This is a genomic window from Selenomonas sp. KH1T6, from assembly GCF_900108415.1.
GTDB classification, from domain to species: Bacteria; Bacillota; Negativicutes; order Selenomonadales; family Selenomonadaceae; genus Selenomonas_B; species Selenomonas_B ruminantium_A.
This window is the reverse complement of sequence record NZ_FNWN01000026.1, coordinates 25,792-38,208: the sequence shown is the minus strand read 5'-3', so window position 1 is coordinate 38,208 and position 12,417 is coordinate 25,792. Positions and strand designations below refer to the sequence as shown.

At 55.8% G+C, this 12,417-nt stretch carries 11 protein-coding genes; 10 read left to right on the top strand and 1 reads right to left on the bottom strand.

Annotated features, from left to right (window positions below; translation table 11 throughout):
• Positions 1-119 precede the first annotated feature (119 nt).
• The 7 genes from BLW59_RS13235 to BLW59_RS17475 all read left to right on the top strand — a co-directional run bounded on the left by BLW59_RS13235 (position 120) and on the right by BLW59_RS17475 (position 6,845).
• Entirely contained in the window at positions 120-473 is a 354-nt protein-coding gene (locus tag BLW59_RS13235; RefSeq protein ID WP_074698149.1) for a class IIb bacteriocin, lactobin A/cerein 7B family, read from the top strand.
• 30 nt (positions 474-503) lie between these two features.
• A complete protein-coding gene (locus tag BLW59_RS13230; RefSeq protein WP_074698148.1) occupies positions 504-854 on the top strand; it encodes a hypothetical protein in 351 nt (116 codons plus the stop codon).
• Positions 855-1,232: 378 nt separating this feature from the next.
• Complete coding sequence (locus BLW59_RS13225) at positions 1,233-2,246, top strand: tyrosine-protein phosphatase (protein ID WP_074698147.1); 1,014 nt, start codon at positions 1,233-1,235, stop codon at positions 2,244-2,246.
• Positions 2,247-2,540: 294 nt separating this feature from the next.
• Positions 2,541-3,044 carry a DUF1266 domain-containing protein gene (locus BLW59_RS13220; RefSeq protein WP_074698146.1) on the top strand — a complete coding sequence of 168 codons (504 nt, stop codon included), beginning with the start codon at positions 2,541-2,543 and terminating at the stop codon, positions 3,042-3,044.
• 44 nt (positions 3,045-3,088) lie between these two features.
• Positions 3,089-5,587, top strand: coding sequence for a tetratricopeptide repeat protein (locus tag BLW59_RS13215; protein WP_074698145.1), 2,499 nt, complete (start codon positions 3,089-3,091; stop codon positions 5,585-5,587).
• A gap of 17 nt (positions 5,588-5,604) precedes the next feature.
• Positions 5,605-6,546 (top strand): DUF1266 domain-containing protein, encoded by a 942-nt coding sequence (locus BLW59_RS13210; RefSeq protein WP_074698144.1) that lies wholly within the window; start codon positions 5,605-5,607, stop codon positions 6,544-6,546.
• A gap of 113 nt (positions 6,547-6,659) precedes the next feature.
• Entirely contained in the window at positions 6,660-6,845 is a 186-nt protein-coding gene (locus BLW59_RS17475; RefSeq protein ID WP_074698143.1) for a cation:dicarboxylate symporter family transporter, read from the top strand.
• Between the two features lie 54 nt (positions 6,846-6,899).
• Here the strand turns inward: BLW59_RS17475 and BLW59_RS13200 are convergent, their stop codons facing one another.
• Complete coding sequence (locus BLW59_RS13200; protein WP_074698142.1) at positions 6,900-8,615, bottom strand: methyl-accepting chemotaxis protein; 1,716 nt, start codon at positions 8,613-8,615, stop codon at positions 6,900-6,902.
• Between the two features lie 290 nt (positions 8,616-8,905).
• On the opposite strand from BLW59_RS13200, the gene BLW59_RS13195 reads away from it, so the two are divergent.
• The 3 genes from BLW59_RS13195 to BLW59_RS13185 are packed head-to-tail and all read left to right on the top strand — an operon-like array spanning position 8,906 to position 12,214.
• Positions 8,906-9,652, top strand: a complete 747-nt coding sequence (locus BLW59_RS13195) for an NAD-dependent protein deacylase (RefSeq protein WP_074698141.1) — start codon at positions 8,906-8,908, stop codon at positions 9,650-9,652.
• Between the two features lie 57 nt (positions 9,653-9,709).
• Positions 9,710-10,030, top strand: coding sequence for a TIGR04076 family protein (locus BLW59_RS13190; protein ID WP_029542731.1), 321 nt, complete (start codon positions 9,710-9,712; stop codon positions 10,028-10,030).
• Between the two features lie 18 nt (positions 10,031-10,048).
• Positions 10,049-12,214, top strand: coding sequence for a S41 family peptidase (locus tag BLW59_RS13185; RefSeq protein WP_074698140.1), 2,166 nt, complete (start codon positions 10,049-10,051; stop codon positions 12,212-12,214).
• Positions 12,215-12,417 lie beyond the last annotated feature (203 nt).

Below are 12,417 nucleotides of genomic sequence, written 5' to 3'. Positions count from 1 at the left end.
CCTGGCATAATAAATGATCGTAAAAAAAATTATAAACACTTTTTCTCCATTGGGGATATAAAGGACAGAAAGAACAAAAGAGAAGCCGCAAGGCAAGAGAAAAGAAAGGAAGATGAAAAATGGAAAAGGCAATTAAGATGAACACGGTTCTGAACGAGGAGCAGCTGGACATAGTGAACGGCGGCGCAGCACCATTCGCTGCAGGGGCAGTCATCGCAGCATTGACGACAGTAGCCAAGAGCTGGGACAATACGGCCAAGGAGCTCAGGAATCTGGTACACTCCTTCGAGTATGAGAAGATGAGCAACTTCGGCAAGGAAAAGGCCATTGGCAAGATCCTGGCCAACAGCGTAGGCTTTTCGGCAGCCTGCACAGGCTCTATCACTCCGGCAGGGATGGCGGCAATGCAGGTGAAGTACCGCACGGTGGGTGTCTGCGCAACCGTCCGTGAATTCGTGGAAAAGAAATTCTAACAAAGCTGAAAAAGGAAAGGAGAGATAAAAATGAATGAACTCATGATGAATAGCAAGCTGGCTGACGCACAGCTGGAGAATGTAGCAGGTGGAGTAAGCGCTGAGGCCATCCTGGATGGAGTGAAGAAGGTCATCGCCATGGGAGCATCGGGATTGGAGTCCATCCAGAAGCTGGTAGACTCGCACGAATACCGCAGGATGAGCAACCTGGGTAAGGAAAGGGCCATTGGCAAGCTGCTGGCGGATAATCCGATCTTCTGCACCACCATCCTGGCCCAGACCACGGCCGCCGGACTGGCAGCCATGCAGATCAAATTCCGCACCGTAGGCGTGACCCGGGGCACAAGGGAATTTATTGAACGCGAAGTAGCATGCAAGTGATGGCAGAGCTGACAACCCCCCTTGGAGTTATCTCCAGGGGGGCTTTTTGGTGCGCTGCAGCCTGGCATAAAAAGTCATTGTTCAGGCATGAGGTGGTAGGCAGGGGGCTGGTGGCGTGATAAAATAAAGTATCAGCCTAGGGCGTGTTGATTAATTCACTAAGCCCATCTTCACGTATCTTGACTGTCCCTGCTGCGTTGACAAATCCTCGACATAGCACCGCTATGCCTCCGGTTTGTCGCCTTGCAATGGACAGCCAATCTACGCAAATCTGGGCCAAGTTCATTTAATCAACACGCCCTAAAATCTTCCTGAGAAAGACAGAATAGGGCCTATAGGGACTGGCTGGCGGGAGAAGATTATTGATGGAGGTGCTGCATGATGATGGATTTCAAGCGCAAGGCGTGCCTGTGGGTAGTGGCGGCTTTGCTGGCGGCAGGGGTGCCAGCCGGGGTGCAGGCGGCACAGTTTGCGCCCATGACGGCAGTGGAGCAGGCCGCTGCGGAGCGCGGTGACTACCGCGGCTATTACTGGAGATTGGACGAGGCGGACAAGGATAAGCTGCCCCGCAATTTTCGTCTGGCAGACGGGGAGTTCAAGGAGATGCCTGCCGAAAAGGGCGGCCCTGACCTGTTGTCCTCTCCATCCCGTGAGGGGCTGGACAGACTGCACATCTCCGGCAGCGCAGAGTTCTCCCGGGGGGAATGGAACCGGCTCTGGAAGCTCCTGCGGCAGAAGGCCCAAGGTCCCGTCTATGTGGTGGACCTGAGGCAGGAGTCCCACGGCTATTTCAATGGGGCTGCCGTCAGCTGGCGCGGCAAGCGCAACTGGGGCAATTTGGGCAAATCCCGGCGTGAGGTGCTGCGGGACGAGCAGAAACGGCTGACAGAGGCCCGGGGACAGAAGCTGCAGGTGGCGAAGAAGAAGGAAAGCGAAACCATGCTCATGGAAGTCAGGGAGGTCCAGAGTGAAAAGGAACTGGTGGAGCAGAGTGGCGCCCGCTACTTCCGCCTGACGGATACTGACCATGTGTGGCCTGCAGCGGAAAATATCGACAGGTTCATAGATTTTGTCAGGAAAATGCCCGAGGATGCCTGGCTCCACTTCCACTGCCGGGCAGGCAAGGGCAGGACCACCAGCTACATGGCCATGTACGACATGATGAAAAATCCCCAGGTGCCCTGCGAGGACATCATCTCCCGCCAGTACCTGCTGGGGGGAGCCTATCTGGCCTTTGATCTGCAGAACCCCAAGCCCAGCCAGTGGCGGGCTAAGTATTACCAGGAGAAGGCCCAGATGATCAGGAAATTCTATCAGTATGTGCAGGAGAATCACCAGAGCAATTTCAAGGTGAAATGGTCAAAGTGGCTGAAAGCCCACGGGAATAATTGAATGGCGTTGAAAGGACAGGAGAGCCCAAGCCCTCCTGTTTTTGCTGTGAAGCCTCCTTTTCGGCAGCTGACTTGCTCCCCTCTATGAGGGGATTTTTTATTAGGAAATTTTCACAAATCTAATATAAATTTAACAAACTTATAGTACCATGAGTGAGAGCGATTATTGAGAAAGGGGAGATGCAATATGATGAAAAAGATTTTCTTGTGGCTGGGGACGGCGCTGGTGAAGACGATCTCTATCTGCAGCAATCGTCGTGTCATCTGCCGGTAGGAGGAACTGCCTGCAGATGATATGAAGTGGGAGGACGCACCCCAGGAGCTCAGGCAGTGGATATTGGCAGCCTGCGCCATCAACAGGAAGGCGCTGGGGCTGGACCCCCATAAGCTGGGGGGCTTTGCGGGGAGAACTCTTTGGGGGCGGTGCTGGACACGGTCCGGGCTGGCTGATATGTGGGATATCTACAGCCGTCGGGACCTCATCGAGACGATTCAGGATATGATTGAGGACAAGCTGGTGTGGCAGGCCCTGCGGGTGCTGCAGCTGGCAGGCACTGGCTATGTGGCCGGGTATCTCACCATGAGGGAGGCCCTGAATGTCTCCGTAGCTGCAGGACTGCGCCTGCAGAAGCTGACCCGCAGCTGGGAGGGGCTGGCCAAGGCTTACCTGCGTTCCTATGACCAGCAGATGGATAATGACTGGGGGCTGGAGGAAAGGCAGGAAGCCTATGTCAGGCTCAAGGCCGCCAATGATATCTATACCGTGCCCTTTGATATGAAGCTGGAGAAGAGCTGGTAATTTACTTAGCAGATGTAGTTTAGATGCAGAAAAGGGGTAAGACAATGGCAAAGAGATTTCAGCCGCAGGTGCATGAGGCAGTGGAGCTTATCTGGAACCAGTACGACAAGGAGTGCGGACTGAAGGGGCAGGCCATGCTCCGGGAGGCCGCCGAAGGCGGGGATATGGACGCCTGGGCTATCCTGGCCCGCACCTATATGGGAGTCACCGCCGTGGGGGAAATGAACGGGCTGGGCTTCGTGGCAGATGACGAGAAGGTGCATGAGTGCCTGCTGAAAAGCATCAAGGGCGGCAGCGCCATAGGCGTACTCTGCGCCATAGCCGACAAGGGCTTGCACCCCACGGAGCATGAGGCCATGCTGGAGAAATGGGAAAGCCCCGAAAAGGTCATCGAGGCGATGCAGGAATACACCGGCAAGGGAGGGGAGCCTTTGGCTTCCTATCTGCTGGGCATAGCTTACGACTACGGCAGCGTGTCCTTCCTGAGGGGCAGCCAGGAGGGGGAGCTGGAGCTCCTGCAGACGGCCCTGCCCTATCTGGAAGAGGCTGTGCAGGGGGGCTTTGCCTTTGGCATGGACACTTACAAGAAATGCGTGCGCAGCAGCTGCCGCAACGGTGGAGATATGTCCCAGGTGGAGAAGTACCGCCGCTATGAGGACGGCTTCTGCCGGTCAGGCTATCCCCATGCCCTCTGGAGCAGGGCCGAGGACCTTTATGAGGAGGAAAGGTACAGGGATGCCTTCGCCCTTTACGAAAAGGCAGCCAAGGCAGGCCATGAGAATTCCCTTTACAATCTGGGCTATATGTACCGCCACGGCCAGGGGGTGAAGGAAGACCCCAGGAAAGCCTTTGAGGAGTATTTCCTGCCCCTGGCCCTGCAGGGTCATGTGACCTCCATGTATCAGGTGGCGGACCTGTACTTCTGGGGAGATTACTTCGAGCGGGATTTTGACAAGGCTTTTGAGTGGTGCGGGAAGTCTCTGGACAAAATCGCCCAGTGCCACGATTTCTACAACTACGATGTGCTCATGCCCCTCGTCTGCTACTGCAAGCTTTACGGCCGCGGTACCAGTATGGCGCAGGAGGCGGCGGCCCGCAGCATTCGGGAGGAAATGACCCGGGAGGAGCAGCAGGAAATGCTGCCGCCCTACAAGCGGGCCTTGCTGCAGTATCTCATGGCAGAGGTCTATGAGCATGGCTATGGCGGGCTGCCCCAGAATGAGAAGCTGGCTGAGCAGTACCGCAGTGCAGCTACGGAGTACAAGGGCTTCCAGATCATGCTGTCCAAGCTGTCCTGGGAGAAAGCCGAGGGGGCGTGGAAAAGCCTGGCCGCAGGCGGCAGTAACAGTATGGACAAGGCCGACACCTTCCGCAGCTGGCAGGACGAGCGCACTGAGAGGGCGGAGGGCAGGCGCCCCTGGAAGCTGTCGCTTGAATGGGAGGATAGCTATGGCGTAAGCTTCTGGCATTATGACAGGGATGAACTGAGGGCGGCGCTGGAGCTTAATAAGCGTGATGTCTATATCAGCGTATTGCTGAACAAAAATTACAAGGGCTGTGACTATCTGGGAGCCAGCTTCGATGGAGAGAAATACTATCTGCAGGCCAAGATCAGCGCTGGCTATACGTACAAGGAAGAAAAGGACCCTGAGGCGGTAGCAGAAGTGCTGGCTGCCTGGGCTGAAGGGAAGGGCCTGGTGGGGGAAGGCTGGCAGAATGACGAGGATGCCCAGCAGAGAAGGCAGTGGAATGACTATCTCCATGAGGCTGATGAGTGCCAGGCAAATGATGATGAAGAAGGGCGCATTGCGGCCCTCAAGGCAGCGGCAGACATTGGCTGCGGCCATGCCATGAACCTTTTGGGCATTATCTGCGGCGATGATTTCAAGACGGCTTCCCAGTGGTTCCTCAACGCCACCACTACCAAAGTCCGGGAAGATGTGGTTTCCGCCTGGTACAGCCTGGGCCGCCTGCACCTGCAGCACCCGGAAGGCAGCGGCTCCCAGGCCATATACTACCTGCAAAAGGCTGCTGACATGGGAGAGACTGGGGCCTGGGTGCAGCTGGGCATCTGCCACTTGAAGGGCATAGGCACCGTGCAGGACTATGAGAAAGGTGTGTCCTGCTACGAGAAGGGCATTGAGCTGGGGGATTACGAAGCCATGTATGCCCGGGCCATGCTCTGCCAGGACGAGGAAGGGGAGTGGCACGACCCTGACACTGCTATCCGGGTGCTGCAAAGGGCAGCTGCCGAAACCTGCGAGGAAAACCACTATCAGAATGAGGCCCGCCTGCTGCTGGCCAAGGCTCTCATGGCCAAGGATGAGGAGGCCAACTACGACCAAGCCCGGGCACTGGTTCGGCAGGCCGCAGGGGAAGGTTTTTTGGAAGCCGTCTGGACCATGTCCCATTTCTACAAGCTGGAGGATAATTTCCGCGCTTACCGCAAGGTCCTGCGGGATCTGGCGGACGATGGCTATGAGCCCGCCCGGGAGGAGCTGGACGAGATGTATGCCACCAGCGAGTGGAGCGAGTGCCTGTAAGCAGGAAGGGAAAGAGTATGGAAACTATCACCATGAAGGCCCAGTTCCTTGGGAAGAAGGGCTTCTTCGGCCGCTTCTTCAGCAAGAACTATTGGGGGCAGTTGGAGCTGCGGCCAGATGGCACCATAAAGATGACGGGATATGACAAGGTATACAGGGCAAAAGAGTGCGACCAGTTCAGGAATACTTATGATGAGGATGACAAGGTGGCCTATATGGAGGTCAATATGTATGAGGACGAGGAAGACTGCTACCGTTTTGTTCTCTACAGGGAAGATGCCATCGCCTTCTTTGCCTGGCTGATACGGCAGGAGCCGGGCATGTTTGGAGAGCGCACCCTGAGGTCGGAGTATGACAGCTTCCGGGCTCATCTGGAAGGGCCGGTGCTGAATAAGCTGCGGCAGTGGCAGGCAGAAGATGACCAGGTCATCGGCCTTCCCAAAGATGACCTGGTCTGGGAAGAGGTGGATGAGGACTTCCGCAAGTGGATCATCGCCGACTGCGCCCTCATTCACAAGGCCAACCATGACGATATCCACGAATTGGGGGGCGCCTCCCATCTGGATCCCATAGGCCGGGAGTATGGCCGGTGGATTCTGCGGGATTCATGGGAGATAAACAGCCGCCCTGAGCTTATCGAGACCATCCAGGATATGATAGAGGACAAGCTCCTTTGGCAGCTCCAGCGCACAATACAGAATGCCAGCTGGGGTTATCTGGCAGGTTTTTTGACCCTGCGGGAGACCCTGAACGTGATCCTCACCGCCGGCCAGCGCCTGCAGAAGGTGACCCGCAGCTGGGAGGGACTGGGCAAGGGCTATATGCGCTCATACAAGTCCTATCTTGGCTATGACGCCCTCTACGACAGCAGGGCAGCCGCCCTGGAAGAGCTGCTGGAGTCTGAGGACAGCCCCTACAGGCAGGTGCCTTTCGATATGGAGCTTTGCAGGAGCTGGTGAGGAAGCCTCCACGGCACCTTCAAGAAGCATGGATACGGAGTTTTTCCTGTCCTTTTTCTTTGCTTCTATGCTGTTGATTTGTACCGCCCCTGCAGTGGCTGGCGGCGGCCGCAATGCTGATGGCGTCTATGTTTGGCATGTTCGGGGTGCCGGTGGCTGCAGTCATGCTCTTTATCGGCATTGAATCCATCATGGATCCAATTTGCACCGCAGGCAACGTGGCAGGAAATGTTTCGTCTTCATTCATTTTGGTACGAATGGAGGGCAAGGTTGACGAGAGCGTTTATAAAGAAAGCTGAACTAGCAAGAGGGCTGTCCTGCGGGACAGCCCTCTTTGAGGTAGGTGTATGGATTTAGAATTTGAACTGGCGCAGGGCCTGCTGCTGCTCTCTGGCCATATTGGACAGGGTCTCGCTGGCGGAGGCGATTTCCTCCGAGGAGGCAGACTGCTGTTCCGTGGCGGCGGAGACGGATTCCATGTGCTGGGAAATGACCTGTCCCTTGGCGTTGATGTCGGCCACAGAGGCAGAGATATTATGGGCATCGCTGCTGACCAGTTTGATGGCTTTGTCCATGAGGACAGTTTTCTGGGCGCCGTTTTCTACCAGTGCCTGTATCTGCTCAAAGACTTTCTGCAGGTTCTCTACGGACTGGGCGCCTGCCACGACGGCTTCGCAGCCTTCGTTCATGGAGCTGACGGCGCTTTCCGTATCCTGCTGCATGGTGGCGATGAGCTGGGCAATCTTTTCGGCGGCCTGCTCGGACTGCTCGGCCAGTTTCCTGACTTCCTCTGCCACTACTGCAAAGCCGCGGCCCTGGTCGCCTGCCCGGGCGGCCTCGATGGCGGCGTTGAGTGCCAGCAGGTTGGTCTGGTTGGCAATCTCGGAGATGGTGTCCACGATGGCGCCGATTTCACCGGAGCGGGCACCCAGCTTGCCTACGATTTCCGAGGTGGAGCTGACGGTCTTTTCCACCCCGCGGATTTCCTGCACGGACTTTTTCAGCACCTCATAGCCGTGCTTTGCTTCCTCTGCTGCCTGGCGGGAGTTGGCAGAGACTTCTTCGGCATGGGAGCGCATTTCCTGGATGGATTCGTTGACCTTGTCCAGGAGGCAGCTGCTGTCGTTCAGGGAGCTTTCCTGGTCGGTGACCAGATGGGCAGACTCACCTACGGCCTCGGCTGACTGGACGGAGGCCTGGGCGGACTGCATGGAGGCTTCCTTCAGGTTGGCGGCGGCAGAGTTGATGTTCTGCACGGTACCGTAAATGCCCTTCATGTAGGAGGCCATTTTCTCCTCCATCTGCATGAGGGTGGAAGAGAGATGGCCGAACTCGTCCTCTCTCTCCAGAGCGTGGTCACCGGCGCGGAAGTCGCCATCCCGGAGTTTCTCGCAGACATGGCGCATGGAATCAAGGGCAGAGGTGATGCTGCCGGCGATGACCTGGCTGATAGCCAGCTGCACAGTCAGGGCGATGACGGTGACTGCCAGGATGATTTTTGCGGCCAGGCTGTTGGCATCGGTGCTGGCCTGGTTTTTCACGCTGGCTTCTTCATTGACCTTGTCCTGCTGGCCGTGGAGGGCATCCCTGAGGCCGCGGGTGGCAGGGGAGCCGTCCCTTTCGTAAATGTCCATGGCTTCAGCTGACTGGCCTGCTTCTGCCAGGCTGATGACCTTGTTCATGACGTTCTTGTAGTTGGCCCACTGCTGGTCAATCTCGCTGGTGTTCTCATAGGGGGTGCCCTGCATGGCCTTCTTGTAGGCGGCCAGCTGTTCCTCAAAGCCGTCTTCAGCTTCCTTTTTCTGGCTGATGATCTTCTGCAGTCGGTCGGAGTGGCCCTGGAGCATGACCCCCTGCAGGGTCTTCACCATCATGATGCGGCTCCACTCCACGGCTTTGCCCAGATGCTGCACGCCCTGCATTTCCTGCGTGTACATGCTCTCCATGGCTTCGTCAGCACTGTCCAGGGAGCGGTAGCCCACCAGGCTGATGGCCAGCATGGCCACAGCGGCTATGGCCACGATGAGTATGAGCTTCAGGTTTACCTTCATGTTGTGAATAAGTCCCATCTTAAACTCACTCCTCCTCTTTTCCGGGGGTAGCCTTTGCACACATTTCGATGATATTCTTATTCGTCCAGACGGGGAAACTTTCCTCTCTGATGGGTAGAGAAAATTTTTGGGGGGTATAGTTTTTCTCTAGGGGCAGAACTGCCTTTCTGTGCCAGGGCAGAGATTCACAGCTAGCGAGACACTTCGCGGCAGGGGGAAGTTTTGGCAGGGCGGGGGAGGAAAAAACTGTGGGAAAAGTGAATAGAACTATAGTTACTTAAGCCAAGGCGGGGGAGGAGGAGAAGGAAATGGATGATATAGCCAGACTGGCTGAGGTGTTGGAGCAGAGCAGGAGCATGGTATTTTTCGGCGGCGCTGGCATGTCCACGGAGTCGGGGATACCAGATTTTCGCAGTGCGGAGGGGATTTATCACCAGAAGCTGCACAGGCATTTCTCGCCGGAGGAGATGGTGTCCCATAGCTTCTTTGTGGAGCATACGGAAGATTTCTATGATTTTTACCGTGAACATCTGCTGTATCCGAAGGCACAGCCCAATGACGGACACAGGGGCCTGGCAGAGCTGGAGAGAATGGGGAAGCTCACGGCGGTCATCACCCAGAATGTTGACGGCCTCCACCAGCTGGCAGGCTCGAAGAATGTGCTGGAACTGCATGGCTCAGTCAAGAGGAATTTCTGCATGGATTGCCAGGAAGCCTATGAAATGGAGCATGTGGCGGCAGGCAAAGGCGTACCACGCTGCACCCGCTGCGGCGGCATTGTGAAGCCTGATGTGGTGCTCTATGAGGAGCCGCTGGACAGCCAGGTGATGGAAAAAGCCGTCCAGGCCATCAGGTCAGCAGATACCCTGCTGATAGGCGGTACCTCCCTGGTGGTATATCCTGCGGCAGGCCTCATAAAGTATTTCCAGGGTCAGAACCTGGTGCTTATCAACAAGAGCGAGACCAAGGCTGATGAATGGGCTGACCTGGTAATCCACAATGCCATTGGCAAAGTCCTGAAGGCGGCCATGGATATGCTGGCAGCCCGGAGCTGATTGTCAGGTGCTATTAACTGGATCGCATGCGGCATGGTTAAATAGGGAGGTGCAGCTGTGAAGAAAGTGCGGATAACTGTCATGCGGAAGGCTTGCTATCCTGATCTGATGGAAAAGTACGAGAATCCCATGGAGCATGCCTGTGATATAGAAGAGGGGGCGGTTTTCATCGCCAACGGCTGGCAGCGGCCGGAGGGGCTTTGCGAGAGCGCTTGGGAATCCATGTCGCCCTTTGTCATGGGGCTGGCGCATGGCGCAGAGGATTTCTACGATGGCTGGATGAAGAATCCCCGCTCTGCCATGATTTCCTGCAACGATGGCTTTCGCCCGGTGAGTTTCCTGTTGGAAACCCTGGAGGAGGACGCTGAGGGGAAATGAGCGCAAGGATATGAGGGCATGCGCTGGAAGGCTGTCAGGAAAAATCAGGAGGTCCTGTCGAAACTTGGGCAGCTGGCAGGAAAATCCTGCCGGAGGGAGAATTCCTCCGTGGAGTCGATTCTCTGCTGGCTTTGCCAGAAAGTAGGAGGAATGAATATGCACAGGAAAAAGCTGACGAAAAGATTGCTCTGCGGCCTGTTGACAGGCTGGCTGCTCATGTCCGGGGCACCGGCCCTGGGGGAGACTGCAGCTGTGACCGGGTCATTTGACTCCCGGATGTACGCGAGCCGGCTGGATAAATACGCGACTCTGCGGGTCTACAATGTGGCAGGGGAAGACAGCGTACCCTATATTTCCGCCCAGCAGTATTTGTCCCTGCTATACGATGGCAATGCGGACTTCCAAATGGAGGAAGACAGGCAGGTTCTCCATGTAGTGCGCAATGGCGTCAGCGTGGAGTTTGATGCGGAGCAGGGGAAAATTCGTTGCGCGGACTGGGATGCTTTCTTTGGCTCTTATGGGGCGCGGGCTCTGCCTAACGGTATACTGTTGGCAGAGGAATTCAATGCCCAGGCCGTTTCCAAGAAGCATCCTTCCAGTGAGACTGAAGCTACGGGCTTTGAGATTAACCTTTCCCCTTATGGCCTTGATATGATAGCCCATGAGGGGCAGATGCTGCTGCCCTTTGCGGTGCTGCAGAATGTCTTTGCCATGCCCAGCGGGGCAAGTGATTTCTCCTTCAACGGGGACCATTTCTACGATATTGCCCAGCCCATCGGTCACATTTACGGTCACAGCCTGAATCCCAACATCAAGCTGAATCCCTATGCCACCGCTTATTATTCCGGGAAGTTCTCCAAGGAGAAGGAGATTCCGCCTGCTTATGCCCGCTATGCCTATGGGACCACCTGCCTGCTGTTTGACCTGTATTACGGCCATAAGAAGGAAAAGGGCATCGAGAGCTTTGACAAGTACTTTGAGGAGAACGGGCTGAAGGAAGGGCTCCTGTCCACGGATGCCCAGAAAAATTCCGATGCCTTCACGGATGTGGTCTACAAGCTCTTTGACAGCGGCCATGACATGGTGCTGCTGGGCCACAGCGTCTTCGATACCGGCTCCTATATCAATACCGCCAAGGTCATCACCGCTTATGGCGGCATCGAGCCCACCATGAAGGCCTTGCAGAAAATCACTTACAAGGTAGCGGACAAGGGCGTGAATTTCCTGGAAGGGGAAGAAGGCACCTATGGCCAGTATGAAGCTGCCTGCAAGGAACTGCAGCTTAATCCCGTCATCCTGACTTATATTTTCCGGGATGACAGTGGCAAGCCGTACAAATATTGGCTGGAACAGGCTCAGGGGTATGTGAAGGTAAGAGGCACGAAGGATGAGAATTTCCAGCTGGACACCAATGCAGAACGGATGCAGAGCGAGGACACGAACCGCCTGTTTACAGTGAAAGAACGCATGGAATCCCTCAAGCCCGCGGATTTCGGCACCTCCCGGGTGGATATCATCGGCGACACGGCCTTCATTTACTTTGAAGGCTTTGAAGAGAGCCTGCAGGAGGCATCTTATTACTATCGCCTGCCTGACGAGAACGTGTACGATGCCAGCACCTTCGGCCTGTTCTATGATGCCTTTGCCAAGATAAAGAATGAGCCACAGGTGAAGAAAGTGGTCATCGACCTGTCCAACAATGGCGGTGGCGCAGTGGGCGCCCTGACTGCTGTGCTGGGCTTCCTGTCACCTGATGGGGAAGTGAACCTGACCTATTACCATACCTTGAACCAGAATTACTGCTCAGAGTGGTATCATGTGGACACGAATCTGGATGGCAAATTCGATGCCCGTGACGGCTTTGGCGGACAGTATGATTTCTACATCCTGACCAGCGGCTTCTCCTATTCCTGCGGCAACGCCCTGCCCTTCTTCGCCCAGGTGGATGGCCTGGCCAAGATCATCGGCGAGCAGCCGGGCGGCGGCGACTGCGCCGTGGCACCTTTCCTGGACGCCTACGGCCACGTGGCCAGGATGTCAGGTTGGAGCAAACTGGGCCGCATGACCGACGGCAAGTTCACCAGCGATGAGCATGCTGTGAAAGTAGACTATCCTTTCGGGGATAAGGCGGACAAATTGTATTTCAACTATAAGGCCATTGCTGAATGGCTGAGCAAGCAGTAAGGTAAAGCTGCGCAGAAGGACCTCGAACCCCGTGAGTTAAGGGGCTTCGGGGTCTTTTGGCGTTGTGGGGAGTGGCATGAAGTCGGGCGGATGGAAGATATGCCAGGATTGGTGATATTGTTGCTTCAAGGGGTGGCAAAATGGATATGAATGCAGGAATTATGACATTTGTAGCGAACTCCCATAAAAAGTTGTAAAGTGCT

What these genes read in the sequence shown, in the direction of transcription:
- BLW59_RS13185 (WP_074698140.1), top strand. Translation starts at nt 10,049, where the DNA reads ATGCGCTGGAAGGCTGTCAGGAAAAATCAGGAGGTCCTGTCGAAACTT.
- BLW59_RS13225 (WP_074698147.1), top strand. Translation starts at nt 1,233, where the DNA reads ATGATGATGGATTTCAAGCGCAAGGCGTGCCTGTGGGTAGTGGCGGCT.
- BLW59_RS13230 (WP_074698148.1), top strand. Translation starts at nt 504, where the DNA reads ATGAATGAACTCATGATGAATAGCAAGCTGGCTGACGCACAGCTGGAG.
- BLW59_RS13195 (WP_074698141.1), top strand. Translation starts at nt 8,906, where the DNA reads ATGGATGATATAGCCAGACTGGCTGAGGTGTTGGAGCAGAGCAGGAGC.
- BLW59_RS13210 (WP_074698144.1), top strand. Translation starts at nt 5,605, where the DNA reads ATGGAAACTATCACCATGAAGGCCCAGTTCCTTGGGAAGAAGGGCTTC.
- BLW59_RS13220 (WP_074698146.1), top strand. Translation starts at nt 2,541, where the DNA reads ATGAAGTGGGAGGACGCACCCCAGGAGCTCAGGCAGTGGATATTGGCA.
- BLW59_RS13200 (WP_074698142.1), bottom strand. Translation starts at nt 8,615, where the DNA reads ATGGGACTTATTCACAACATGAAGGTAAACCTGAAGCTCATACTCATC.
- BLW59_RS13215 (WP_074698145.1), top strand. Translation starts at nt 3,089, where the DNA reads ATGGCAAAGAGATTTCAGCCGCAGGTGCATGAGGCAGTGGAGCTTATC.
- BLW59_RS17475 (WP_074698143.1), top strand. Translation starts at nt 6,660, where the DNA reads ATGCTGATGGCGTCTATGTTTGGCATGTTCGGGGTGCCGGTGGCTGCA.
- BLW59_RS13235 (WP_074698149.1), top strand. Translation starts at nt 120, where the DNA reads ATGGAAAAGGCAATTAAGATGAACACGGTTCTGAACGAGGAGCAGCTG.